This window comes from Rhodococcus sp. ARC_M6 (genome assembly GCF_022810305.1).
Classification (GTDB): Bacteria; Actinomycetota; Actinomycetes; order Mycobacteriales; family Mycobacteriaceae; genus Rhodococcus_F.
In genome coordinates, this window is the sequence record NZ_JALGQH010000010.1 from 1 (window position 1) to 25,721 (window position 25,721).

Sequence of the window (25,721 nt, forward strand, 5' to 3'; positions counted from 1 at the left end):
GGTGCTGCGACGTTGAGTCATGCGTTCAATGTTTCGGGTTCGCATTCGGTGACGGCGGATTTTGTTCCGGCGGCTGGGTTTGTGGGTTCGTCGGCTGCTGCGCAGACGGTGACGGTCTCTGATCCGGCTCCGGTTGATGTGGAAACGTCTTTGGCGCTGGCTGTTCCGGCTGCTGCGACGACGGATGTGGCTGTTGATCTGACGGCGACGGTGACTCCGGCTGATGCTGTGGGCACTGTGCAGTTCCGTGATGGTGGCACCAATATCGGTGGGCCGGTTGCGGTTGCCGGTGGTGCTGCGACGTTGAGTCATGCGTTCAATGTTTCGGGTTCGCATTCGGTGACGGCGGATTTTGTTCCGGCGGCTGGGTTTGTGGGTTCGTCGGCTGCTGCGCAGACGGTGACGGTCTCTGATCCGGTCGTAGTCGACACGACGTCGACGACGGTGCTCAGTGTTGCCGGTGAAGCAAAGGTCGGTGTGGAGCTGGATCTTTCTGCTGCTGTTGCCGGTCAGCCTTCGGGTGATCCGGCTCCGTCGGGTGGCACGGTCGACTTCAAGGTCAACGGCAACAGTGTCGGTACCGCTCCGGTGGTCAATGGTGCGGCGACGTTGCCGTACACGTTCACCGCACCCGGTTCGGCGACTGTGACTGCTGTGTACAGCGGTGCCGGTACGTTGGCTGGTTCGACGTCGAACGAGTCTGCGGTCAATGTCACTGTCGAAACGCCAGTTGATGTGGATACGACGACGGTATTGACGGTTCCGGCTACGGGTGTTGTGGGCACAGCTGCGTCGTTGAAGGCGAATGTTTCGCCTTTGGGCAGCGTAGGCACTGTGCAGTTCTTCGAGGGCAATGTGCCGTTGGGTGCAGCGGTAGATGTGGTCAATGGGGTTGCTGTTCTTGATCACGTCTTCACCACCACGGGAAATCATTCGATCACTGCAGTGTTCAGCGGTGGTCCCGGGATGAATGCGTCGGAATCGGCTGAGTCGACGATCAACGTCACCGAAGCGACTACCCCACCCGGTGGTTCGGGTTCCTTGGGTAACATCTTCGGTTCGCTGGGTAACATCTTCGGCTCGTAGGACGGCCGATGATGGTTCTTTACCCGTAACGCGACGCGGGGCTGGAAGGTCTGACGACCTTTCAGCCCCGCTGTTCGCGTCACTGAGCTCAACACGCCGGGAACCGCAACGGTCAAGCAGCCTGTTGGTAATGGTCACCGCCGTCTTCAGTGGTGGCACCGGCGGAACAGGCTCACCCGGTGGGGTTTACTTCGGGTCCTGATCAATATCTGCTGTGCGCATTCACTACTGGTTTTGGTCGATGAAGGCGCACAGCATTTCCAGATTTAGCTCAACTGCTGTTGTGGCACTGGCTGCGGCGGTTGTTCCGTTTCAGTCAGTGCATCCAATGAGAGGCTCGAAGAACGTGAAAAACAAAAAGTTACGTCGGCTGTTAGCCGGCGCGAGTACCGCAGTGATAGCGGTGGGCTTCGCCGCGACGTTCGGCGCCCCCGTGGCGTCCGCTGCGTCAGTGAACCAGTCGACGAACTCCGGCCAGTGGACGTTCAACCGAACGATCAGCAACGGCACGCCCGCTCCGGGCGACACGATCACCGTCACCAATGCGATTCGCTGGAATGGCGGCCTTGCTCCGACTATCAGCGCCCTAAAGGACATTCATCCGGCCTGCCTGACGTACGTCGCGAACTCGTCAAAGGTCAACGGAGATGGCGTCACTACCAACGCGACCAACGCGACCTATGTGAGCATGACGGGTTCGTGGATCCGCAGCGCCGCCAACCGGAACATCGACTACACGCTCAACTACACCGTCGGCGCAAACTGTGCCCGGGACATCGCCCTGATCACGGGCGCCGGGATCAGCTCGAACCAGAGCCTGGGCTCCGAGACCGCCAATGCGGGTCCGTCTCTGACGGTCGCGAAGTCTGCGACGCAGACTGCCCTCGCGGTTGCCCCGGCCCCGCAGTCAGATCGAGCTTCGACGCTGACGGCCACTGTCTCTGCCGGTGCCACCGGCACCGTCGAATTCCGCAACAACGGCACCCTCCTGGGTACCGGCACGATCGCCAACGGCACCGCCACCTACGCGTGGACCCCGACCGGCGCTGATGCCGGTCAGCCCTTCTCGGTCACCGCGAAGTACCTCGGCGACGCCACCTACGCGATATCGACTTCGGCCGCGCAGACCGGCACCGTCGCTGCGGCTCCGACCGCACCGGCGGCCCCGACCGACCTGTCTGTCACCCCGGCGTCCGTCGTCGTCGGCGGTACGGTCACGGTTTCCGGCAAGGCCGAAGCCAACTCTTCGGTCACGGTCACTGCGGGTGACAAGACGTGCACCGCAACCGCAACCGCAGCAGGTGCTTTCAGCTGCGACATCGTCACCAGCGCGGCCGGCACCCTGACCGTGACTGCTGTTGCTGCGAATGTTGTTGGCACTGGCGCTGCTTCGGCTCCGGTCACTGTGACAGTCTCTGATCCGGCCCCTGTTGATGTGGCAACGACTTTGGTGCTGGGTGTTCCGGCTGCTGCTGAGACTGGTGCTTCGGTTGATGTGACGGCGACTGTTACTCCGGCTTCGGCGGCGGGCACGGTCTCGTTCAAGGTTGCCGGTGTTGAGATCGGTACTGCTCCGGTGGTCAATGGTGCGGCGACGTTGTCGCATGTGTTTGCTGTTGTGGGTGTGCAGTCGGTGTCGGCGGATTTCTCGGGTGCGGGTTTCACTGCTTCGTCGGCTGGTCCGTCGACGGTGACGGTCTCTGATCCGGCCCCTGTTGATGTGGCAACGACTTTGGTGCTGGGTGTTCCGGCTGCTGCTGAGACTGGTGCTTCGGTTGATGTGACGGCGACTGTTACTCCGGCTTCGGCGGCGGGCACGGTCTCGTTCAAGGTTGCCGGTGTTGAGATCGGTACTGCTCCGGTGGTCAATGGTGCGGCGACGTTGTCGCATGTGTTTGCTGTTGTGGGTGTGCAGTCGGTGTCGGCGGATTTCTCGGGTGCGGGTTTCACTGCTTCGTCGGCTGGTCCGTCGACGGTGACGGTCTCTGATCCGGTTGTAGTCGACACGACGTCGACGACGGTGCTCAGTGTTGCCGGTGAAGCGAAGGTCGGTGTAGCACTGGATCTTTCTGCTGCTGTTGCTGGTCAACCTTCAGGTGATCCGGCTCCGTCGGGTGGCACGGTTGACTTCAAGGTCAACGGCAACAGTGTCGGCAGCGCTCCGGTGGTCAATGGTGCGGCGACGTTGCCGTACACGTTCACTGGTGCAGGCACGGCGACTGTGACTGCTGTGTACAGCGGTGCCGGTACGTTGGCTGGTTCGACGTCAAATGAGGCTTCGGTCAATGTGACGGTAGAGACGCCGATCGATGCGGACTCGACAACGACGTTGACGGTTCCGGCATCGGGTGTTGTGGGTACAGCTGCGTCGTTGAAGGCGAATGTGTCGCCGATGGGCAGTGTGGGTACGGTCCAGTTCTTCGAGGGCACTGTGCCTTTGGGTGCTGCTGTGAATGTGGTCAATGGTGTTGCTGTTCTTGATCACGTCTTCACGACAACGGGTAGTCACACGGTCACTGCAGTGTTCAGTGGTGGTTTGGGTGTGAAGACGTCGATTTCGACTCCGTCGACGATCGACATCACCGCTGTGGACGACGGAACCGGTGGAACGGGTTCGCTGGGTTCCTTGGGGAACATCTTCGGTTCGTAACAGGTAACTCGTAAAACAAAGCGGGGCTGGAAGGTCTGATGACCTTCCAGCCCCGCTATTGTCTATTCGGGGATCAGAGCTTGCGTGTTCGCAAGTCGTGGCCCCGCGAGGTCTTGCAGGTACCGGTGTCGAGATCCCACTGCCAGCCGTGCAGGTTGCACGTGAGCTTGTTGCCTTCCACCACACCAAATTTGGTGAGATCGGCCTTGAGGTGCGGGCAACGACGCTGAATTTCGTAGCCACCCATCTCGATGGATGCGGTGTCGTCGTGAGCTTCGGAGAACCAACCGTCGGCATAGGCGATGCGCTCGTCGGTGAGGCACTTGAAGAACGTGTACAGGAACTCGTTGTAGCCGCCCACTCGCCAGGCCTCGAAGCGGGTGGAGAGGAAGATGGTGTTGACCCAGTCGGGCTCGTCGTCGCGCAGGACGGTACGAACCAACTCGGGTGCGATGCGGAATCCGTAGCGGTACTTGCCTTCACCGTCGATGGGTGCGCGGACGATTCGCTTCGGGAAGTCGAGAACCACTGTCTCGTCGCCCATGACGAGGCCCACCGGGTAGCCGATGCCGTCGCAGATGACGTCGGACTGCGCCATGATCGGCTCGAACTTCGCTCGCAGGGGCTCGAGGAGCGGCTCGCCTTCGGCCGACGCCCACGTAGCTTTTTCGGCTGCGAGGACAGGCGCCATCTTCTTGGCCATGTTCTCGATGTACTCGGCCTTGTTCGAGAAGATGGCATCTACGTCGGAATCCGGAATCGGATGGGAAAGAACAGCTTCGGATCCGTGAATATCCACAATGGAGCCGGGGATCATCAAGAGCCCGCCGTTGTTTCCGTGGATCCGCATCTGCTCGAGGAACACGATCTGGTCGGGGAAGATGTTGCCTTCGTCGCCGTGATCGTCGTTGAGGCTGCGCAAAGCATCGTCGAGGAAGACCGGCGGGCCGGCCGACGGAACCACCCAGGTTGCGTCGACCTGCTCGATGTAGCTACGGCAGCGGTCCATGCCACGCTGACGCTTCTGCTTACCGAAGTTGCGCTTGGTGCCGGTGGGGATGTCGTAGACCATCGGGTACCAGATGGCGCCCGAGTACTGCAGAAGGTGGATGTCGATCTTGCCGAACTGCTCGCCGAGCACATCCATGTCGACGGGACGAGCGTCGTTCATGTTGAAGCAGGTGGTCTCGCCGTCGGAAATCACGATGCCGGAGTCGCCGATCGGGCCGTCGGCCGGGGCGCGCAACGCGATGATCATGATCTCCAGGTCACCCTTGGGGCCTGAAACGGTGTGCTTGACGGAGTCTTCGGTTTCGAAGAACTTGTGGAAGCCGAGTTTCTCGAGTTCGCGCTTGAGATCCGGCACCGGATAGTCCGGCAACAGGACGGTGGCGTCCTTGTTGACGTGCTTGCTCAGGGTTTCCGGATCGAAATGATCCTTGTGGAGGTGCGACACGTAGAGGTAATCGCAATTGCCGATGGCATCCCAGTCCAACTCCGTGTTATCGGGGAACGGGAACCACGACGCGAAATAGGCGGGGTTGACCCACGGATCGCACAGGATTGATCCTGCAGTGGTCGAGATGTGAAATCCGGCGTGACCGACGCTGGTGACCTGCACTGGTATGCCTCCTGAAAGAGCTGAGCGACGCTACCAGCGTAGGCCCTCTGCGGAGGGCCCTCGATCAAGCAACCCCTGAGCACTGCAAATAAACCGACGTCACCGCTGAAAACGCCCACCCGGACGGTGGGTCAGATCACGGGTTGACGGCTAGGCTGGGGACCCGTGGACCCCGTATACAGAACAGTCATCGGCATCGCCCGTACCGTCTTCGCATTCGAAGGCCTGAAGTTCTCGGTCCAGGGTGATCGAAACATCCCAGCGTCCGGCGGTGCGGTGATCGCCATCAACCACACCGGATACATGGACTTCACGTATGCAGGTCTGCCGGCGCGCACGCCCAAGCGCTACATCCGGTTCATGGCCAAGAAGGAAGTTTTCGACAACAAGATTTCCGGCCCGATCATGCGCGCACTCAAGCACATCCCGGTGGATCGTGGCGCCGGCGCCGATTCCTACCAGGCTGCCGTCGACTTCTTGAAGCGTGGCGAACTGGTGGGCGTGTACCCGGAGGCGACGATCAGTCGGAGCTTCGAGATCAAGGAATTCAAGTCCGGTGCCGCTCGCATGGCCATCGAGGCCGGTGTTCCGATCATCCCCGTCGCGATCTGGGGTGCGCAGCGCGTCTGGACCAAGGGGTTCCCGAAGAGATTGGGGCGCACCAACACTCCGATCTCGATCGTTGTCGGCGAGCCGATCGCCCCGTTCGAGCCGGCCAGTGAATTGACCGCGAAGCTGCACTCGACGATGCAGGAGTTGCTGCTCGAAGCGCAGAAGGGCTACCAGCACCCGGCCGGCGAATACTGGGTGCCGGCGCGACTCGGCGGCAGCGCACCCACCCTCGAGCAGGCCGACAAGATGGACGCCGAAGAAGCCGAGGCAAAAGCGAAAGCACGCGAGGCACGTAAGTCGGAAGGATGAGCTGATGGCCGTCGAACCCGTCTACAGCGCAGTGGAGGGCATCGCGCGTGTCCTCTGCCGCCTTCAGGGTTTGGCGGTCACCCGCACGGGACTCGAGAACATTCCGCCTACGGGCGGCGCGGTACTGGCGATCAATCACACGAGCTACGTCGATTTTGTCCAGGCAGCTCTCGCGGTGGGTGAAACGAAGCGCAAGCTTCGGTTGATGGCAAAAACGGAACTGGCCGACAACAAGATTCTCGGTTTCCTCATGCGAGGCTGCGGTGTCATCGAAGTGGATCGGTCCGCCGGTGCCGAAGCCTTCCGGGTCGGCGTCGACGCCCTACGTCGTGGCGAGTTGGTGGGGGTGTACCCGGAGGCGACGATCAGTCGGAGCTTCGAGATCAAGGAATTCAAGTCCGGCGCCGCCCGCATGGCCATCGAAGCGGGCGTTCCGATCATCCCGGTGATTGTCTGGGGCGCCCAGCGGCTTGTCACCAAAGGCGGGCCGAAGAATTTGGGCCGCAACAAGTTTCCGATATCCGTCGAAGTTGGCTCCGCGATCGAACCCGTCGAACCGGCCGAGGCCCTCAGCGAGATCCTGCGCATCGAGATGGACGCAATTTTGCGCCACGTCCAGGACGGTTTCGTTCACGAACCGGGTGCGTATTGGGTGCCGCGTCGACTCGGGGGAGGGGCGCCGACGCCCGAGGAAGCCGCCGCGATCGACGCGCAGGAACGTGCGAAGAGAGAGCGCTGAGCCTGCGAAGAGAGCCAGCTGAGCGCGCCGCTGTCGTACCTGGCAGGCACAATGGCGGGGTGAGCCCAGACCGTCAGATCAGCCCAGACCGACCAACCATGGTCGCGACCGATGTCGACGGCACCCTCATCAACGACGACGAGCTGGTCAGTGCCCGTACTCGCGAGGTTATTCATGCCGTCGTGGAATCGGGAACACCGTTCTTGCTGGCGACCGGGCGTCCACCGCGCTGGATTTCGCCGGTCGTCGAAAGTTTGGGTTACGCACCGTTGTCCGTCTGCGCAAACGGCGCGGTCGTCTACGACAGTTACACGGACCGGGTGCTCAGTGCCGCCACTCTCTCGGTCGAGGCTCTTGTCGAACTCTCGGAGTTGGCGCTCCACGCACTTCCCGGTGCCGGCCTGGCAGCTGAACGAGTGGGCGCCAGTGCACACGACGCCGCAACACCGCAGTTCGTCAGCTCACCCGACTACGAACACGCCTGGCTCAACCCCGACAACACCGAGATGTCCGAGGACGACGTCCTGGCAGCGCCGGCCGTCAAACTGCTGATCCGTCGGCCGGGCATGACCAGCACCGCAATGTACGACGCGTTGGCCTCGCATGTCGGGACTCTCGCCGACATGACGTTTTCCACGGAAAACGGTCTGATCGAGCTCTCGGCGCCGGGTGTCACGAAGGCATCGGGCCTGGTGAGTGCGGCCGAGCAGTTCGGGTTCGATCTTTCCGGGCTGGTTGCGTTCGGTGACATGCCCAACGACATCCCGATGCTTGCGCTGGCAGATCTCGGCGTCGCGATGGGCAACGCACACGCTGATGCCAAGGCCGCAGCCGACGAGGTCACCGACACCAATTCACGCGACGGGGTAGCAAAAGTCCTCGGGCGCTGGTGGTTGTAATACACACCAGCGCCCGAGGGTGAATCTAGCTTCGAAACTGTTAGCCGACAGCCTTCATGATCTGGGTGACGATGCCCGTGATCTGGTTGAAGATCAGGGAACCGTTCTCGAAGTCGCTGCGGAATCCGTCCGGAATCAAGTACTCGTCCGAAATGGGGAGTCCGAGAACACCGGAGTCGGATCCGAAGCTCTGCCAAGCCTTGAAGATCTCACCGAGGACGGTGTACACGCCGCCGTTGGGAGAGGTGTAGATAGCGCCGTTCTGGAACAACGCTCCCAGGTTGCCGAACTTCGCCTGCAGTTCGCCCGTGATCGCCTCACCGAGACGGCCCAAGTCGCCACCTTCGGCGATCCACTTCTGAACCAGCGGTGAGCTGTCGGTCATCTGGATGACCTGGTTGACCAGGTCACTGACCGAACCTGTGCCACCGGAGACCGTGTCTGCGGGTGTCTGAGGCTTGGGGTTCGGACTGGGGTTCGGCACGTTCGGGCTGGGGTTGCTCGGACCGGCCCCGTTTGCGGCTGCCGCTGCGATCTGACGAATTTCACCCATGTGGGAGTACGCCGCATTGCCCGGGCACTCGGTGTATCCGACGTCGCGGTGCGCGAAGATGATCGGCAGGGTGACAGCCGCTCCCTGCGGATACTGGGTGAACTGGGTGCCTTCGGAGTACATGACGGTGGTGCCCAGCGGATTGAGTCCGGCCTTCTTGAGCTTCCATCCGAGGAACTGGCCAACCGAGTTCAGCATTGCCTGCGAAGGCTGCACGTTGGAGTAGTCACCCATCATCGCGATGCCGGTGGTGTTCTCGTTGAAACCGCCGGCGTGAGCGCCCTGAACCGGCCTGTCGAGTCCGCCTGCGCGGCCTTCGAAAATCTGACCGTACTTGTCGACGAGGACGTTGTATCCGACGTCGCACCAGCCCAGCGTCTGTGCGTGGTACGCGAAGATGCCGCGGACGATCCCGGCTGATTCGCCCTTCGAGTAGTTGTTGTTGCCGGCGGTGTGGTGCACGGTCGCGCCGCCCAAGCCGTCGTCGTACGTCGGATTCTGGCACCGCTTGGACTCGTCGGCACCCCACTGGGCGCGAGTGATCACTGCCGGTCCGCCAGTGGCGATCGGTGCGGCAACTGTCTGCAGATTGGAATCAGAGTCGCGGGCGCTCGGATCGATCAGCACTGCGGTGACGGCGTCGGCGGTGGTCTCGACCTGGTGGAGCGGCTTGGATACCGATGCCGGGGTGTAACCGAGTTCGCCTTCAGCCACGGGAGCCTCAGATACGGGAGCTTCAGCAACGGGAGCTTCGGCAACGGGAGCTTCGGCAACGGGAGCTTCGGCAACAGGAGCTTCCGCCACCGGTGCGGCTGCGGGTGCCAGTTCTGCGACCGGTGCCGGTGCGCTCGGTGGCGTCAGAATCTGGATGGCCTTGGTAAGGCCGACATAGACGGGTTCAGTTGCGCTGCCACTGTTCGTGGCCTGGTCAGAGCTTGCGGAATCAATGGCGTCGGGTGTGAACCACGGGCCCCAGATGCCGTCTTCGGACAGGGCGCGGATCTTGGACTTCGCCGAGTCGACGGTGTCGGAGGTCAACGCAACCATGCTGAAAGGAGTGTCGCGAGTCAGTTGCTTGACGACGGCTCCGGGTACTTCTTCGCTCTGAACCGGGGTTTCGGTGACGGCGCCGGGGGCTGCGGGAGCCGGGAGCAGTTCCGTCGGAATCGTGATTCCGGGGGGAAGCTGGAGATCCTTGGGGATCAGGCTCTTGAGATCGCTCAGGTTGATGTCGGGCAGATCGAGGCCGGTCAGCTCCTTGATCGGAATGATGATGTCCGGAACCGACGCGAGGAGTATTTCCGAGATCTGGGTGGGGGCCACCACGGATGACGATTCGTTTGCCGAACGGACATCGGGCGTGGAGTTGGTGAGGCCGTACACCGCAAACGGACTTGCGACAGCCAGTACGGCTACGGCCCCAAGTACGAATGAGGTCTTAGGTCGACGGTGTGGCAAGGGGATACTCCTCGGTTGTAGTTACTTACGAGCGAATTTCAGGGCCGGTTACGGCCTCGAGTGGAATTGACCCGAACCGGATCCGAGCAGGTCGGAGGCCGTGTTACGCGGATCAACGCCGTCTTTCGGACGCATATGTCTGCAACTCGTGATGCTGGTGTGACTCGTGTGACTGGTGTTGCTAAGTCCGGGCACTCTTGCAACACTAGTCACACAAGTCCATAACGCTCAACCTTAGGGTGAGACTTTACTCAATCGTTGTGGACTGGACCACGTGCGGAGACCCGACTTCGCAACCCCGTGAGTCCGGCGGTGATCAGGAGAGCGTCGATGGCGAAGAGCGAAAGAAGCGGAACTGCAGGTAAGACGCCTGGTGGGCGCTACTTTTTGGTGGGCGGTCCCGGCCGACGCCGCTCCGTCATGCGTATCTCGGTGCTCGGGTTGGTTCCCGCCCTCGCTCTGGGAATCGCCGTCGGCGGAATCGGGGCGTTCCAAGTCGACGAACCGTCGATCGTGCCAGTCGTCTCCGCCGACACGCAATTCACGTTGTCCGGTCACGGCAACGGTCACGGCCGCGGCATGGGCCAGTGGGGCGCCTACGGTTACGCCAAAAACCAAGGATGGTCCGGCGAGCGAATTCTCAGCCACTACTACGGCGGCACTCTGCTCGACACCATGCCGCCCGCTCAGATGAGTGTGCGACTCACCGCTCAGGACAATGCGACGCTCGACGTCTATTCCGCTGCCGGGATGGTCGTGAACGGGCAGCGCACTGCTCCGGGGGAAGCTGCGCACCTGACGGCCTTGCCGGGCGGCGGCGCAAATGTGGTTGTCACCAGCGGGTGCGGCGGCGGAGTGGTCTGGGAAGCGGTCACGGATCATCCGTGGGTGGATCCGATCGACTTGTCTCCGGATCGGCCTGCTGATCAGTTTTTGACGTTGTGCGACAACAACTCTCCGTATCGGGGTGCGCTCGGAGTTGTGCTCGACGGCGGATCTGCGCGGACCGTCAATCTGCTCGACATGGAGGATTACCTTCTCGGTGTTGTTCCGGTCGAGGCTAAGGCTGACTGGGCTGACAGTGGCGGAGCGGAGGCATTGCGGGCGCAGGCTATAGCAGCACGTTCGTACGCTGCCGTCGAGCATCGAAGCTCTTACTCGGATACCTGCGACACCCAGGACTGCCAGGTGTACGGCGGTGCGAGCAAGGAGGATCCTCGCACTACGGAGGCCGTGCGCACCACCAGCGGAGCTGTACTTTCGCGTGACGGACAGATTGTGGCAACCGAATTCTCTTCATCCACAGGTGGTTACAGTTCCGGCGGTGAGTTCCCCGCAGTGGCCGACGAAGGTGACACCATCGCTCCCACTCATGACTGGACGCAGACATTGACTGCGGGAGAGATCGCGGAAGCATTCGGAGTCGGTGAGCTGCAGTCTTTGAGGGTTGTCTCCCGTAACGGGTTGGGGAATGGCGGCGGCCGCGTGACAGCGCTCGAAGTTGTGGGCACAAACGCCACGGTCGGGGTGACGGGTATGCAGGCGAGGGTGAAACTGGGGCTGAAATCCGACTGGTTCACTATCGGTAACGACGTTGATGTGGTAGCGCCCCCGGTATCGGAATCTGTAGTAGCAGAAGCTAATTCGCCAATTGCTCAAGCGTCCGGTACGGTGGGCGAGTCGCAGATCGATGCTAAGTATCGTGAGTTCGGGGGTCCCTCCGGTTCCCTCGGCGCTCCGGCCGGACCGGAAATGCAGTTGCCGTCCGAGGCCGGCACCTTCCGCGTTTACGAGAACGGGACCATTATCTGGACCAAGGTTTTGGGTGCGCAGGTAGTAGATGCCAACGTGCTCCGCGAGTGGATACCGACGGGCGAAAGCTAGGGGAAGGTCGGTCGGTAGCACCTCGCACGAAACGGCTCTGAAGGGTTCCACCGCAATCCGGTGGGACCCTTCAGGTCGTTCAGAAGCCGGCTCAGGCGGTGGGGGCATCCCCGAGAAGGCGATACTCGAGCCACAGTTCGGCCCGCTCGGTGGGCGAGCCGAGGTCGAGCCCGAGAAGAACCTCGATACGAGAAAGTCTGCTGCGCAACGTATGCCGATGGACGTTCAAGGCCGTCGCCGTAGTGTCGTTGACTCCGTTGTGGGCCAGCCACATAGCCAAGGTCCGATACAACTCGCTACCGCCCTTCGCCTCGAGAAGTGGACGCAGGTGGGCTGCCGCAAAGGCCGTCGACCGATCTTGGTCGAGGAACGCAGACAAGCCGCTCTCCGAAAGTTCCGCGAACCGCATCGAGCGGAGGTCACGTGAACTTGCTTCGGCCGCAGCCTGCGCCGCCTGCCGTCTGGCCCGGGACAGGTCCTCCCACCACAGAACGTCCGAAACGCCGACGGTTACGTCGACCTCTTCGATGCGCGCGAGGATTCGTCCACTGTCTGTAGCCGACACGACCACGGTCAGCGCATCGTCGGTAATCCCGAAAGCGAGATCGCGGCTGAGGCCGTCGAGCAATGAGACGGACACGCTTTCCAGCAGGCCACTGCTCCCGGCAACATGAAAGACCTGGAACGGCTCGACCGGAAAACCTCCCCACAGTTCCCCGGAAATATCGCGGGCGAGGGTGTTCTGCCCTTCGAAGAGTTGATGCATCGCGACCGAACGCAGTTGGTTCATCGTCAACTGGGCGTCACGCGCCCGGGTGGTCATCAGAGTCAGCAGTGAAGACGCGGCGATGACGATGCCCTGGTTCAAGGACCCGACCGCGCCCGGACATCCCGCGACGAGATATCCCATCAACTTGCCGGTCGATGTCAACAGCGGATGCGAAATCACGTCCTCGTTGTCGCTTGTGAGAAAGCTGACCTCCATCGGCCGAGCCTGGCGTTCGGACGCTGTGCGTTCCACTCCGCTGATCGCCGGGCCGTGCGATACCTCGACCATGTGGCCCGCGCTGTCGAGCAACCCGGCCCAGCCGCCGATCAATTCCGCGACGCGGCGTACCACGGCGCGCGTCCCGTTGACTGTCAGCGCAGCTTGCAGTAGCCGGCGCAGGCTTTGGTAGTTGTTTCGAAGTTGCTTCATGTCGTCGTCGGATTGGGCCCGTGACACGGCCTTGGTGATGGCGATGAACGGAGTTTGCAGTGGGACTTCGATCAACGGGATGTCGAAATGCGAGGTCGCGTCGATCAGAGTTCGCGGTACTTCGTCGTAGTGCAGGCCAGTTCCGAATCCAATTCCGGCAATTCCGGCTGCGACCAGAGTCCGGACGAATCGGGTAGTTTCTGCCGCTGTAGTGGGCAGTGACACCCCCGTGAGAAGTAGTAATTCACCGCCGTCCAGGAAGGGCGTCGGATCTTGCAATTCGGAAGCATGTGCCCAGGTCAGCGGGCGATTTAATTGATCGTGTCCGGTCAACACGCGTAGACTTAACAGCTCGGTGCCGCAAAGCTGACGGATGGTGATCGGCATGCGTACAGTCTGCCACCCAAATTCGCCGCTTTGTAGTGCCTGTGATCACGTTTGTACAAAGTGGAGCCTTCCTGGAAGTGGCTCGAGGTTCGACACTGGCTACCGCAAAGTACCGATTTACCTCGAAGTACTGATCCAGATCCAGAAGGAGCCCTGATGTCCAGCACCGACCAGCCCGCGCTTCAGCACACGCTGAAGCAGCGGCATCTGTCGATGATCGCCATTGCAGGTGTCATCGGTGCCGGACTGTTCGTCGGCTCCGGTGTCGCAATCCGTGAAACCGGCCCCGGCGTCCTCATCTCGTACACCCTTGCCGGAGTGGTCGTCATCCTCGTGATGCGCATGCTCGGTGAAATGGCGTCGGCGTCCCCGGAAACCGGATCGTTCTCGTCCTACGCGGACAAGGCCATCGGACGCTGGGCAGGCTTCTCCATCGGCTGGTTGTACGCCTGGTTCTGGATTATCGTCCTCGGCATCGAGGCAACCGCGGGCGCGCTCATCATGAACCGTTGGGTGCCGGGCGTTCCGCAGTGGACCTGGGCGCTGATCCTGATGATCGTGCTGACCCTGACCAACATCATCTCGGTCAAGGCCTTCGGTGAGTTCGAATTCTGGTTCGCGTCCATCAAGGTCGTCGCCATCATCGCGTTCCTCGCAATGGGCATCCTTGCGATCCTCGGCCTCATGCCCGGCGTCGAAGCACCCGGAATGAGCAACCTGACCGGACACGGCGGATTCCTTCCCAACGGCGCGGGAGCGATGTTAGCCGCGGTCCTTGTGGTGGTGTTCTCCTTCTTCGGAGCCGAGATCGCCACTATCGCCGCCGGTGAATCGGCCAACCCGGTCCACGCTGTTCGCGCCGCAGTCAAGTCTGTCGTCTGGCGAATCCTCATCTTCTACATCGGCTCCATCGCCGTTGTCGTCACACTTCTTCCCTGGGACAGCGCTTCCGTCGCACTCAGCCCGTACGTCGCCGTCATGGACTCGTTCGGCATTCCCGGCGCCGGCAACATCATGGACGTCGTCGTCCTTACGTCCGTGCTGTCCTGCCTCAACTCCGGCCTGTACACCGCGAGTCGCATGATCTTCTCGCTTGCCGGCCGCGGCGACGCCCCCAAGTCGCTCCGGCGCATCGAGAAGACCGGCGTCCCCATGCGCGCAGTCTTCGTCTCGACCATCGTCGGCTTCCTGACCGTCGGCATGAACTACCTGTCCCCGGACAAGGTTTTCCTCTTCCTGGTCAACTCGTCCGGCGCGATCGCGCTCTTCGTCTGGCTCGTCATCGCCGTTTCCCAGCTCCGGACGCGCCGCAAGCTCGAAGCCGAAGGCGTGAAACTGGAACTGAAGATGTGGCTCTTCCCGTACCTGACCTACGCCACGATCGTCGCGATCCTGGGTCTCTGCGTCGGCATGGTGGTGCTCGAATCCACCCGTAGCCAGATGGTGGTTTCGCTTGCTCTCGCAGTGATCCTGGTGGGAATCGGCCTTTACCGCTATCGGAACGACGACAAGAAGACCGTCGAACTCGAAGGTGAGTCCGCGGCCACGTCCTGACCGAACGTCCTCATCTGCGAGATACTTCGATGTCCTAGTATCGGCCACGGACAGAAGAATCTTCGCGCGTGCGCACAGCAGATGAGGACAACCCATGACTACTCCCGAACCGATCGTCATCGTCGACGGGGCTCGTACCCCGGTAGGTAGCTTCGGCGGCGTCTTCAAAGACGTCCCCGCACACGAGCTGGGCGCCACCGCAGCGAAAGCTGCACTGAACCGCGCCGGAGTTGCCGCCGAGGACATCGACGAGGTTGTCATGGGCTGCATCGGCCAGGTCGGCCCCGACGCCTACAACGCACGCCGCGTCGGCATCGCTGCCGGCCTGCCCGAGAACGTTCCCGCCTACACCGTCAACCGCCTCTGCGGCAGTGGCCTGCAGGCCGTCTGGTCTGCCGCTCAGCAGATGCGCTGGGGCAGCGCCGCCATCACCCTCGCGGGCGGCGACGAGAGCATGTCCCGCATGCCGTTCTACGATTTTGCGGCCCGCTCCGGCTACAAGCTGGGCGACCGCAGCCTCGTCGACGGCACCGTCGCGATGCTCACCGACCCCTTCAGCAACGCCCACATGGGCCGCACCGCCGAAGCCGTCGCCCGCAAGTACGGCGTCAGCCGCGAGCAGCAGGACGAATTTGCCGTCGAATCACAGCGTCGCGCAGCCACTGCCGCCGCCAAGGCTGCCTTCGCCGAAGAAATCACTCCCGTCGAAACCGGTGGCCGACGCTCCGTCACCGTCACCGAAGACGAGCACCCCAAGCCCGGCACCACGATGGAAACCCTCGCGAAACTGCGCCCCGCATTCGAAGAAGGCGGATCCGTCACCGCCGGCAACGCGTCGGGAATCAACGACGGCGCCGGCGTACTGGTACTCGCCACCGGCACCGCCGCTGCCGAGCGCGGACTGACCGGACTGGTCACCCTCGAAGCCGTCACGACGGCAGCCATGGACCCCGCTCTGATGGGTTACGCGCCCGTCCTGGCACTGAAGAAGCTGTTCGAGCAGACCGGACTCAGCCCGGCCGATATCGGAATCGCCGAGGTCAACGAAGCCTTCGCCTCGCAGGCCATCGCCGTCATCCGTGACGCCGGCCTCGACCCCGAGAAGACCAACCCGTACGGCGGAGCCATCGCGCTCGGACACCCCGTCGGCGCCACTGGAGCCATCCTCACCCTGCGCGCGGCTCGCGACATGGTTCGCAACGACCTCGAATACGGCATCGTCACCATGTGCATCGGCGGCGGCCAGGCACTCGCAGCACTGCTGAAGCGAGTCTGATCATGGCGACCAAACGCAAGCCGTCGTGGTACGACGACGAGATCACCGCAGTAGCCGAACTGGCCCGTGGATTCTTCGATCGTGAACTGATCGCCAAGCGCGAGCAGTGGGACAGCCAGCATCGCGTCGACCGCTCCGTGTGGCTCGAAGCCGGCAAGCTCGGACTCCTGTGCTGCTCCATCCCCGAGGAATACGGTGGCGGCGGTGGAACATTCGCGCACGACCTCGCAATCTTCGAGGCGCAGGGATACTGCGGCGACTACGCGCTCGGTAACTCCGTACACAGCGGAATCGTCGCGCACTACGTCCTCGAGTACGGTAACGAGGAGCAGAAGCAGGCGTGGCTGCCGGGCATGGCGACGGGCGAGATCCTGGGCGCCATCGGCATGACCGAACCCGGCACCGGTTCCGACCTCAAAGCCATCACGACCTCGGCCATCCGGGACGGCGACCACTATGTGGTGAACGGGTCCAAGACCTTCATCACCAACGGTGGCAGTGCCGACATGATCGTCCTCGCCGTGAAGACCGATCCCAAGGCGGGTGCCAAGGGCGTCTCACTCCTGATCGTCGACTTGCGTGACTGCGAAGGCTTTGCGGTCGGCCGAGTCCTGGACAAGGTCGGACAACACGGAGCTGACACGTCGGAACTCTCCTTCACCGACGTACGCGTTCCCGTCTCGAATCTCCTGGGCGAGTCCGAAGGCCTCGGCTTCGGACAGTTGATGGCGCAGTTGGTGCAGGAACGCCTCATCATCGGCGCGCAGGCCATCGGCACCATGGAACGCGCAGTCGAAGAGACCGTGGCTTACACAAAAGCCCGTCAAGCGTTCGGGCACAGCCTCTTCGAGTTCCAGAACACCGCCTTCGAGTTGGCCGAATGCCAGACCATCACCCGCACCTGCCGTGTTTTCCTCGACAGTTGCATCGAGGATCACCTCAAGGGTGAACTGGACGGCTCCGACGCCGCGATGGTCAAGTACTGGCTCACCGAGCAGCAGTGCGCCATCGTCGATCGATGCGTTCAGCTCTACGGCGGGTACGGATACATGCGTGAATACCCGATCGCGCGCATGTACGAGGACTCCCGCGTGCAGAAGATCTACGCCGGTGCCAACGAAGTGATGAAGGGCATCATCGCGAAGAGCTTGTAGCAACTCGCAGAACCGCAAAAGTAGGTCCGGCCAGTTCTATGCCGGACCTACTTTTTGCTCCCACATAGAATGGGTCAATGACCGCGATCGAGGCGACCCCTCCCAGCCGACCTCTATCCGGCCGGATCGGATACGGCCTGGTCAAAGCGGCACTGCGAGTGCGACAGTCGTATACAGACGCGTTGTCGGAAGTCGGATTGCTTCCCAATCACCACGCCATCCTGAGCACGCTCCATGAGCTCGGACCTTGTCATCAGAAAGAACTCGCGTCGCGCGTCGTGGTCGATCCCGGCGATATCGTCGCCTATCTCGACACCTTGCAGGAGTCGGGATGCGTTGTGCGTGAACGTGATCGAACCGACAGGCGTCGACAGGTCGTGACTGTGACCGACACCGGTATCGCGAAATTGCGCGAGGGAGACGCGGCGCTCGACGCGCTGGAAGCAATAATTTTCGGGGGGTTGACCGAGCGGGACCGCCAGTCGCTGACGGAAGGGCTGGCCAAGCTCACACGTCCGTCGGAGTGATCTCCACAGGCTTGACGATTCCGGGTATCCGGGAGCGTGTTGTCGCCGGTCGCTTGTGACCCCAGTAGCTCGGTTGGTTGTAGGTACGTGCGACCCAACTCAGGTCGTCGATCGTGAGGCCGCCGTATCCGTACTCGATCTGAAGCCCCGACGGGCTTCCGATGTAGGTCGACGTCATAAGGTCGTTGGTGTGCCGCCCGAGTGTCTGCATCGTTTCTGTGTCGTGGGCATCGAGTAGGTCGATCAGTTGTCCCAGATCGTCGAATTGCTCGACCTCGAGCATGAGGTGGTTGAACCCCACATGGCCTGGGAATTCATGCAAAGCAAGCGAGTGGTGCCGGCCGTTGACGTGGTAGAACCGCACGGTGAAGCGATCATCGGTGATCCGATCGGATAGGCGAAATCCGAGAACGTCGACGTAGAACTGGTTGGCCAGTTCGATGTCGGGAACCTGTAGGACGATGTGGCCGAGGCCTTGATCTCCGGTCACGAAGCCGCCGCGCATTGCCCGTCCGGGTGTGAACGACAAGGGAGTCGCAGCCTTGCCCCACGACAATTCATGGCGGATTCCCCAGGGATCGGTGAACCACACCAACTCGGCAACTTGTCGCTCCCTCAGTAGCTCGGAATCGCCGGACTGTACGGTGACGCCGCTTCGGGTGAGGTGATCGGTGAAGGATCGGAGATCGGTTTCATTCGCCATTCCCCAACCGGCATAAAGGAATTCATCCTCGATTCCAGGATGTATCGCGATTCGGTAGTTGATGTCGTCGACAGCAAGTCGGATTGCGCCGTCGGAGCCGTCGGAGGCGAGCTTGCCACCCAGGAGTTCCGTTCCGTATGTCCTCCATTCTTCCGCCCTCGGTGATGCGATGCCGATATACGACAGTTCCTGGATCACGGTTGCGCTCCCTGGGTAGGTCGGATGAATCCGGGTTCACGACCATATAAACAGAGCCACCAATTATTGGCAAGGCAATCATTGGTAAATCCAACTAATAATGACGCTTGGGCACGCCCGAAGCGTCCCCGGTTCCGCACCGCGGGAGGTATCAGGTGTGATCACTACTGCTAATACACCCCCCGCCTCGCAGGTCCGATACCCTGGTTCATCGTGACCGCTGCTAATTCTGAGACCACCCCTGCCCAGTACGACCTCATCGTCGTCGGTTCGGGATTCTTCGGGCTGACCATCGCCGAGCGTGCCGCTACCCAATTGGGTAAGCGCGTGCTGGTGCTGGACCGCCGTCACCACCTGGGGGGTAACGCGTACTCCGAGGCGGAGCCGGAGACGGGCATCGAGATCCACAAGTACGGTGCTCACCTGTTTCACACCTCCAACAAGAAGGTCTGGGACTACGTCACCCAGTTCACGGAGTTCACGAGCTACCAGCACCGCGTCTTCGCTCTGCACAAGGGCCAGGCGTACCAGTTCCCCATGGGACTCGGTCTGGTCTCACAGTTCTTCGGCCGCTACTTCACCCCCGAAGAGGCGCGCGCGCTCATCGCCGAGCAGTCCAGCGAGATCGACGCCAAGGACGCATCCAACCTCGAGGAAAAGGCGATCTCCCTGATCGGACGCCCCCTTTACGAGGCGTTCGTGCGCGACTACACGGCCAAGCAGTGGCAGACGGATCCCACCGAACTGCCCGCAGCCAACATCAGTCGCCTGCCGGTTCGCTACAACTTCGACAACCGCTACTTCAGCGACACCTACGAGGGCCTGCCGGTCGACGGTTACACCGCGTGGCTCGAGAACATGGTCACCGACCCGAAGATCGAGATTCGCCTCGACACCGACTACTTCGACGTCCGTGACGAACTGCGCAGCGCAAACCCCGACGCGCCCGTCATCTACACCGGCCCGCTGGACCGCTACTTCGACTACTCCGAAGGCGAACTGGGCTGGCGCACCCTCGACTTCGAGACCGAAGTTCTGCCTGTCGGAGACTTCCAGGGCACCCCGGTCATGAACTACAACGATGCGGACGTTCCGTTCACCCGCATCCACGAGTTCCGTCACTTCCATCCGGAACGCCAGTACCCGGCGGACAAGACCGTGATCATGCGCGAGTTCTCCCGCTTCGCGGAGTCCACGGACGAGCCGTACTACCCGATCAACACGCCCGAGGATCGCGACAAGGTCACCGCGTACCGCTCGCGTGCCAAGAAGGAAACTGCCGACAACAAGGTGCTGTTCGGCGGCCGCCTGGGCACCTACCAGTACCTGGATATGCACATGGCCATCGCCAGCGCGCTGACCATGTTCGAGAACACCCTGCGTCCGCATCTGGAATCGGGTGCGGAATTGGCAGGGGATAGCGAATGAACGCACGTCATCTACTCGAAGGCGAAGAAGCTGTCAGCGGCGACGAGGTGAGCTACCTCGGCAAGTCCCTGCTTCAGCGGATCATCCTGCCGCGGGCCGGCGAACCTCTCGACGTTCGCACCCTGTACTTGGAAGAGTCCTGGAGCAACAGTCGCCGGGCGCACTCCACCTCGCGCACCTCGGTCGCCCTCGGCGCCGAGACCGAGGTTTCGTTTGCCACCTACTTCAACGCATTCCCCGCCAGCTACTGGCGACGCTGGTCCATCCTGAAATCGGTGGTCCTGCGTCTCGAACTGTCCGGTCACGGGCGCGTCGACATTTACCGCTCCAAGGCTGATTCCTCGCGAATTCACGTGGAGGGCAAGGAATTTGCCGACGGCGATTCCGCTCTGGAATTCGATGTCGATCTTGCGCCCTTCGAAGATGGTGGCTGGATCTGGTTTGATATCACCACCGACTCGGCCGTCGTTGTCGAGAGTGGCGGCTGGTACGCGCCCATCGAAGCTCCCGGCGAAGCGACTGTCGCCGTTGGCATTCCGACGTTCAACCGCCCGACGGACGCCGTGAAAGCGCTTGCCGCACTGGCGTCCGATCCGCTGGTGTCCAGTGTGATCAAGGCCGTCATCATGCCGGATCAGGGCACTCGCAAGGTTCGTGACGAACCCGGATTTACGGAAGCTGCTGCGGCGCTTGGTGATCGGCTTACCATTCACGATCAGCCCAACCTCGGCGGATCCGGCGGATACAGCCGAATCATGTACGAAGCACTCAAGAATACTTCGTGCCAGCACATCCTGTTCATGGACGACGACATCGAGATCGAACCCGACTCGATCCTGCGTGCCCTGTCCTTCTCGCGCTTCGCGAAATCGCCGATGCTCGTCGGCGGACAGATGCTCAACCTGCAGGAACGTAGCCACCTCCACGTGATGGGTGAAGTGGTCAACCGCGGCATCTTCATGTGGACGGCCGCGCCGAACGTCGAATACGACCACGATTTCTCGAAGAAGCCGCTGCGCGAATCGAAGCTGCTGCACCGCCGCATCGACGTCGACTTCAACGGCTGGTGGATGTGCATGATCCCGCGCCAGGTCGCCGAAGAAATCAAGCAGCCCCTCCCGCTCTTCATCAAGTGGGACGACTGCGAATACGGTTTGCGCGCAAAGAAAGCCGGCTACCCGACCGTCACACTTCCGGGTGCCGCTATCTGGCACATGGCCTGGAGTGACAAGGACGATGCCATCGACTGGCAGGCGTACTTCCACCTCCGTAACCGTCTTGTCGTTGCCGCACTTCACATGCCCGGCAACGGTCGTGGCCTCGTGATCAACACGGTGAAGGCAACTCTCAAGCATCTGCTGTGCCTCGAGTACTCCACCGTCGCAATTCAGAACAAGGCAATCGAGGACTTCCTCGCCGGCCCCGAACACGTCGCGAACATGCTGCCGACCGCACTCGGAGAGGTCCACGCTCAGCGCAAGGAATTCTCCGACGCCGTTGTACTGCCGTCGTCGACCTCGCTGCCACTGCCTTCGGGTGCCGATGTCGGCGATGTGAGCTTGCCGCTCACGACCGTCGCGAAGGTGACCCGTGTTCTGCGGGCCGCTGTCCACAACGTAAAGCCGGCCAAGCCGCAACACCTCGAGCGGCCGCAGCTCAACGTGCCGACCATCGACGCCCGCTGGTTCCTGCTCTCGCAGGTCGACGGCGTCACCGTCACCACCGCCGACGGCCGCGGAGTCGTCTACCGCAAGCGCAACCCGAAGCAGGCACTCGAACTGCTCAAGGAAGCCACCCGGTTGCGCCGCGAACTCGCTGCTCGGTTCCCCGAACTCAAGAAGCAGTACCAGGACGCCGTTCCTGCTCTGACCAGCACGGAAAGGTGGGAACGTGTCTTCGGCATCTCCTGAAGTCAAGATCCTGGCCGGAATTCAATCGACAGTCGGACAGCTACCGGGAGCCGTCAAGGTAGCCCGCGGGATGTCGCACTTCGGTGAGCACTCTCTCGGCTGGATCGCGATCGCTGCCGTCGGGGCTGCCGTGGACAAGCCTCGTCGACGCGAATGGGCCGGCGCAGCCGTCGGCGCGTTCGGCGCGCACGCTGCCTCCGTCGTGATCAAGCGTGTCGTCCGGCGTAAACGGCCGTCCGATCCGTCGGTGCAGGTCAACGTCGCGACACCGAGCAAGCTGAGCTTCCCGTCTTCGCACGCAACCTCGACGGCGGCGGCGGCTGTCCTGATCGGTCGACTCACCGGGCTACCCTTACCGGCGTTGCTGGTGCCCCCGATGATGCTCTCGCGTCTGGTTCTGGGAGTTCATTACCCGACCGACGTGCTCGCCGGTGCGGCACTGGGCGCCGCATCCGCGGCGGTAGTGCGCAAGGTCGAACAGAAATTTGGAGAAAAATGAGCGAGGAAGCGGCCACGGTCAGCGGACCCCCTAAGTCCCTGCCCGCCGGCATCGTCAAGGCGCTCCGCCCACGCCAGTGGGTCAAGAACGTTCTTGTACTGGCAGCGCCCATCGCGGCCGGTACCGCCACCGAGACCGACGTGCTGCTGCCCGTCGCTTTGGCATTCGTTGTGTTCTGCATGGCGGCATCGGGCATCTACCTGGTGAACGACGCGATGGACGTCGAAGCCGATCGAGCGCACCCGACCAAGCGTTTCCGTCCCATCGCGGCCGGAGTTCTGCCCGTCAACATCGCCTATGCGATGGCACTGGTACTGCTGACCGGTTCGATTGCACTGTCATTCTTCGCCAATTGGCAGCTCGCCGTGGTCATGGGCATTTACATCGTTGTTCAGCTCGCCTACTGCTTCGGCTTGAAGCATCAGGCCGTCATCGACATCTGCATCGTGTCGTCCGGATTCCTGCTGCGGGCTATTGCCGGCGGCGTGGCAGCCGGCATCGAACTCTCGCAGTGGTTCCTGCTGATGATGGCATTCGGTTCGCTCTTCATGGCCGCCGGAAAGCGGTACGCCGAACTGAAACTGGCTGAACGTACGGGCGCCAAGATTCGCAAGTCGCTCGAGAGCTACACCATGACGTATCTGCGGTTCGTGTGGACGATGGCAGCAACGGCGTTGGTGCTCTGCTACGGCTTGTGGGCCTTCCAGCAGGACGCGCTCAAGGGCACCAACTGGTACGCAATCTCGATGGTCCCGTTTGTTGTAGCCGTGCTTCGTTACGCGGTGGACGTCGACGGCGGCGAAGCCGGTGAGCCTGAGGAAATCGCGCTCGGAGATCGGGTGCTGCAATTCCTCGCAATTGCGTGGATCGGAGTAGTGGGTGTCGCTGTTTACCTCGTCTGAGTCGGCAACCAACGCCGACCCGGTCGCCGACAACGCGGCACCGCGCACCACCTCGAGTCGGGGAGTATTCCTCGGCGGGGTGGTGCTTGCTGCTGTCCTCATGTTCTGGGGAGCGTGGGAGCGTCGGTGGATCGCCGACGACGGACTCATCGTCCTGCGAACTGTGCGCAACCTGCTCGCGGGCAACGGCCCCGTCTTCAATGCGGGGGAGCGAGTCGAAGCGAACACGAGTACCGCCTGGACGTACATCGTCTACGCGTTCGGTTGGCTGACGCAGATCCGCCTCGAATATGTTGTTCTGACAATCGCATTGGTGCTCTCGACCGCTGCCGTCGTCCTGGCGATGCTCGGCACCGGCCGCCTCTACCGTGACATGCGACCCACCACCGGTGGAACGATTCTGCTGGTTCCGGCCGGAGTTCTTGTCTACATTGCGGTCCCGCCCGCCCGAGACTTTGCGACGTCCGGACTCGAGACCTGCCTGGTGATTTTCTGGATCGCCCTGCTGTGGCTGCTCATGGTGCGGTGGGCGACAGTATCTGTTCCGTCGACGTCGTCGATTCTGGTTCTTTCATTTGTCGCCGGCCTCGGCCCCCTCGTGCGCCCGGAGATGGCGATTCCCGGGGCGCTCGCACTGATGATGATCGTCGTCTCGGCATCTCTGACGTGGAAAGTTCGCGCGATGATCGTGGTTGTCGCGGGGCTGACTCCGGTCGCGTATCAAGTCTGGCGGATGGGCTACTACGGGCTTCCGTATCCCAACACCGCAGTGTCGAAAGACGCCGGTGGCGCCAAGTGGTCACAGGGCTTCGCGTACCTGTGGAACCTCGTCGGACCGTATCTTCTGTGGCTGCCGCTGCTGTTCCTGTTGGTCGGCGCGCTGCTCTTCGTCGTGTCGGGCCGACCTGGGCGTCAAGCATCTGAAGCTGCTGACGGACCGACAGGGTCGCGTTGGGTTCGGTTGCAGGCTTGGTTGCGCACTCCGCGCGCCGTCGTCACCTTCATTCTCGGCAGTGGCCTGATCCTGGGCATCTACTCGATCCGCGTCGGCGGCGACTTCATGCACGGACGCGTTCTGCTTCCGGTGCTGTTCTGCCTCCTTGTTCCGGTGGCCGTAATCCCGCTGCGTGTTCCGGCTCGCGCGGCATTCGGACGCAACCGGGACAGCGCAGTATTCGGTATTTCGGCGGTGCTGTGGGTCGGGACGGTCGTATGGGCATTTTTCGCGGCCAATACGACAGGCATGCCCGAAGGATCCGTCGTCGGACGCTCGGGCATCGTCGACGAGCGCGCGTTCTACGCCCTCAATACCGGCCACGCGCATCCGATCCGGGCCGAGGACTACCTCGACTACCCGCGGATGCGAGCGATGGTCGAAACCATCGCAGCGACGCCCGAGGGCGGGCTGCTCATCTCCGGCCCGAGTTACGACTCGTGGTTCGTTGTTCCCCCGCCCGGGCCGATCGATGAACCTGCCGAGCACGTCGTCTTCTTCCTCAACCTCGGTATGACGAGCATGAACGTCGGACTCGATGTTCGAGTCCTCGATCAGATGGGGTTGGCGTACCCGCTCGCTGCGCACACCGAAAGGCTCGAAGACGGCCGAATCGGACATGACAAGAACCTGTACGCGGACTGGGTAGTAGTCGATACGGGAATGGTGGACGTCCGTCCGTGGTTGCCGTACTTCCTGGACGAGGATTGGGTCGCGGATGCAAAACTCGCACTGACCTGCCCCGAAACCCAGGAATTGCTCACGTCGTATCGCAGTGAGCTCACCTGGCCGAGGTTCAAGCAGAACTTCCGGCAGGCATTCGATCTCGCGAAATATCGCTTCGATCGAGTGCCGGCCTACGAATTGCAGCGGTGTGGTTTAGTGCCGCCGGAGCCGGCAAAGTGATGCGTATCACTGCGAAACTTCGGTGCGAGTGTTGCGATCCTGTAACACCGCGCTGATCGGCGTCGATGTATTCGAAGACGATTCACCTACCCGAAATGCTCTGGTGAGTACTAGGGAAGAACGGCTCGGTTGCCGAGATTCATTTGTCACACAGGAACCTGTGACATAAGGTCCACCGAGCGCAGTGTGACTTGGAACGAGGTCCGCCGTCAGCCCGGATTGTCGGGGCTGACGGAAAAGCCTGTTCCCCGACGGAATCCGTCGGTATCTCTCC

19 protein-coding genes are annotated in these 25,721 nt (G+C 62.0%); 15 read left to right on the forward strand and 4 right to left on the reverse strand.

Annotated features, from left to right (window positions below; genetic code table 11):
* On the forward strand, positions 1–1,086 hold a 1,086-nt coding region (locus MTX36_RS13005; RefSeq protein ID WP_243620152.1), incomplete at its 5' end, for an Ig-like domain-containing protein.
* Positions 1,087–1,432: 346 nt separating this feature from the next.
* Complete coding sequence (locus MTX36_RS13010) at positions 1,433–3,736, forward strand: Ig-like domain-containing protein (protein ID WP_243620153.1); 2,304 nt, start codon at positions 1,433–1,435, stop codon at positions 3,734–3,736.
* A 73-nt stretch (positions 3,737–3,809) separates the two neighbouring features.
* Here the strand turns inward: MTX36_RS13010 and MTX36_RS13015 are convergent, their stop codons facing one another.
* Positions 3,810–5,357: an MBL fold metallo-hydrolase gene (locus MTX36_RS13015; RefSeq protein ID WP_243620154.1), complete on the reverse strand. Its 1,548-nt coding sequence runs from the start codon at positions 5,355–5,357 to the stop codon at positions 3,810–3,812.
* Between the two features lie 165 nt (positions 5,358–5,522).
* Between MTX36_RS13015 and MTX36_RS13020 the strand changes: the two genes are divergently transcribed.
* From MTX36_RS13020 to MTX36_RS13030, 3 genes are all read left to right on the forward strand, one after another.
* Positions 5,523–6,278, forward strand: coding sequence for a 1-acyl-sn-glycerol-3-phosphate acyltransferase (locus MTX36_RS13020; protein ID WP_243620155.1), 756 nt, complete (start codon positions 5,523–5,525; stop codon positions 6,276–6,278).
* Positions 6,279–6,282: 4 nt separating this feature from the next.
* Complete coding sequence (locus MTX36_RS13025; protein WP_243620156.1) at positions 6,283–7,017, forward strand: 1-acyl-sn-glycerol-3-phosphate acyltransferase; 735 nt, start codon at positions 6,283–6,285, stop codon at positions 7,015–7,017.
* A 77-nt stretch (positions 7,018–7,094) separates the two neighbouring features.
* The gene (locus MTX36_RS13030) at positions 7,095–7,916 is read left to right on the forward strand and encodes an HAD family hydrolase (protein ID WP_243620282.1); all 822 of its coding nucleotides are present in this window, start codon (positions 7,095–7,097) and stop codon (positions 7,914–7,916) included.
* Positions 7,917–7,956: 40 nt separating this feature from the next.
* On the opposite strand, the gene MTX36_RS13035 is transcribed toward MTX36_RS13030, so the two are convergent.
* The gene (locus MTX36_RS13035) at positions 7,957–9,927 is read right to left on the reverse strand and encodes a peptidoglycan recognition protein (RefSeq protein ID WP_243620157.1); all 1,971 of its coding nucleotides are present in this window, start codon (positions 9,925–9,927) and stop codon (positions 7,957–7,959) included.
* Positions 9,928–10,257: 330 nt separating this feature from the next.
* Here MTX36_RS13035 and MTX36_RS13040 point away from each other — a divergent pair, with 330 nt between their 5' ends.
* Complete coding sequence (locus MTX36_RS13040) at positions 10,258–11,811, forward strand: SpoIID/LytB domain-containing protein (protein WP_243620158.1); 1,554 nt, start codon at positions 10,258–10,260, stop codon at positions 11,809–11,811.
* A 91-nt stretch (positions 11,812–11,902) separates the two neighbouring features.
* On the opposite strand, the gene MTX36_RS13045 is transcribed toward MTX36_RS13040, so the two are convergent.
* Positions 11,903–13,396 (reverse strand): PucR family transcriptional regulator, encoded by a 1,494-nt coding sequence (locus MTX36_RS13045; RefSeq protein ID WP_243620159.1) that lies wholly within the window; start codon positions 13,394–13,396, stop codon positions 11,903–11,905.
* Between the two features lie 156 nt (positions 13,397–13,552).
* Between MTX36_RS13045 and MTX36_RS13050 the strand changes: the two genes are divergently transcribed.
* The 4 genes from MTX36_RS13050 to MTX36_RS13065 all read left to right on the forward strand — a co-directional run bounded on the left by MTX36_RS13050 (position 13,553) and on the right by MTX36_RS13065 (position 17,907).
* Entirely contained in the window at positions 13,553–14,950 is a 1,398-nt protein-coding gene (locus MTX36_RS13050) for an amino acid permease (protein WP_243620160.1), read from the forward strand.
* 94 nt (positions 14,951–15,044) lie between these two features.
* Entirely contained in the window at positions 15,045–16,226 is a 1,182-nt protein-coding gene (locus MTX36_RS13055; RefSeq protein ID WP_243620161.1) for a thiolase family protein, read from the forward strand.
* A 2-nt stretch (positions 16,227–16,228) separates the two neighbouring features.
* Positions 16,229–17,380, forward strand: a complete 1,152-nt coding sequence (locus MTX36_RS13060) for an acyl-CoA dehydrogenase family protein (RefSeq protein WP_094270725.1) — start codon at positions 16,229–16,231, stop codon at positions 17,378–17,380.
* Between the two features lie 77 nt (positions 17,381–17,457).
* Positions 17,458–17,907 carry a MarR family winged helix-turn-helix transcriptional regulator gene (locus tag MTX36_RS13065; RefSeq protein ID WP_243620162.1) on the forward strand — a complete coding sequence of 150 codons (450 nt, stop codon included), beginning with the start codon at positions 17,458–17,460 and terminating at the stop codon, positions 17,905–17,907.
* Here the strand turns inward: MTX36_RS13065 and MTX36_RS13070 are convergent.
* Positions 17,888–18,808, reverse strand: coding sequence for a VOC family protein (locus MTX36_RS13070; RefSeq protein WP_243620163.1), 921 nt, complete (start codon positions 18,806–18,808; stop codon positions 17,888–17,890). The two genes, MTX36_RS13065 and MTX36_RS13070, sit on opposite strands and share 20 nt — an antisense overlap.
* Before the next feature lie 213 nt (positions 18,809–19,021).
* Here MTX36_RS13070 and glf point away from each other — a divergent pair, with 213 nt between their 5' ends.
* Genes glf through zomB form a run of 5 tightly spaced genes read left to right on the forward strand, consistent with a single transcriptional unit; the run spans position 19,022 to position 25,447 of the window.
* Positions 19,022–20,236, forward strand: coding sequence for a UDP-galactopyranose mutase (gene glf / locus MTX36_RS13075; protein ID WP_243620164.1), 1,215 nt, complete (start codon positions 19,022–19,024; stop codon positions 20,234–20,236).
* Positions 20,233–22,146, forward strand: a complete 1,914-nt coding sequence (locus MTX36_RS13080) for a glycosyltransferase (RefSeq protein ID WP_243620165.1) — start codon at positions 20,233–20,235, stop codon at positions 22,144–22,146. Before glf ends, MTX36_RS13080 begins: the two co-directional genes overlap by 4 nt.
* The gene (locus MTX36_RS13085) at positions 22,127–22,645 is read left to right on the forward strand and encodes a phosphatase PAP2 family protein (RefSeq protein ID WP_243620166.1); all 519 of its coding nucleotides are present in this window, start codon (positions 22,127–22,129) and stop codon (positions 22,643–22,645) included. The genes MTX36_RS13080 and MTX36_RS13085 overlap by 20 nt, the downstream gene beginning before the upstream one ends.
* Entirely contained in the window at positions 22,642–23,547 is a 906-nt protein-coding gene (locus MTX36_RS13090; protein ID WP_243620167.1) for a decaprenyl-phosphate phosphoribosyltransferase, read from the forward strand. Before MTX36_RS13085 ends, MTX36_RS13090 begins: the two co-directional genes overlap by 4 nt.
* Positions 23,525–25,447: a flagellar motor control protein ZomB gene (gene zomB / locus MTX36_RS13095; RefSeq protein ID WP_308198225.1), complete on the forward strand. Its 1,923-nt coding sequence runs from the start codon at positions 23,525–23,527 to the stop codon at positions 25,445–25,447. Before MTX36_RS13090 ends, zomB begins: the two co-directional genes overlap by 23 nt.
* Positions 25,448–25,721: the final 274 nt, after the last annotated feature.

What these genes read in the sequence shown, in the direction of transcription:
- MTX36_RS13025 (WP_243620156.1), top strand. Translation starts at nt 6,283, where the DNA reads ATGGCCGTCGAACCCGTCTACAGCGCAGTGGAGGGCATCGCGCGTGTC.
- MTX36_RS13040 (WP_243620158.1), top strand. Translation starts at nt 10,258, where the DNA reads ATGGCGAAGAGCGAAAGAAGCGGAACTGCAGGTAAGACGCCTGGTGGG.
- MTX36_RS13045 (WP_243620159.1), bottom strand. Translation starts at nt 13,396, where the DNA reads ATGCCGATCACCATCCGTCAGCTTTGCGGCACCGAGCTGTTAAGTCTA.
- MTX36_RS13050 (WP_243620160.1), top strand. Translation starts at nt 13,553, where the DNA reads ATGTCCAGCACCGACCAGCCCGCGCTTCAGCACACGCTGAAGCAGCGG.
- MTX36_RS13055 (WP_243620161.1), top strand. Translation starts at nt 15,045, where the DNA reads ATGACTACTCCCGAACCGATCGTCATCGTCGACGGGGCTCGTACCCCG.
- MTX36_RS13060 (WP_094270725.1), top strand. Translation starts at nt 16,229, where the DNA reads ATGGCGACCAAACGCAAGCCGTCGTGGTACGACGACGAGATCACCGCA.
- MTX36_RS13065 (WP_243620162.1), top strand. Translation starts at nt 17,458, where the DNA reads ATGACCGCGATCGAGGCGACCCCTCCCAGCCGACCTCTATCCGGCCGG.
- MTX36_RS13080 (WP_243620165.1), top strand. Translation starts at nt 20,233, where the DNA reads ATGAACGCACGTCATCTACTCGAAGGCGAAGAAGCTGTCAGCGGCGAC.
- MTX36_RS13090 (WP_243620167.1), top strand. Translation starts at nt 22,642, where the DNA reads ATGAGCGAGGAAGCGGCCACGGTCAGCGGACCCCCTAAGTCCCTGCCC.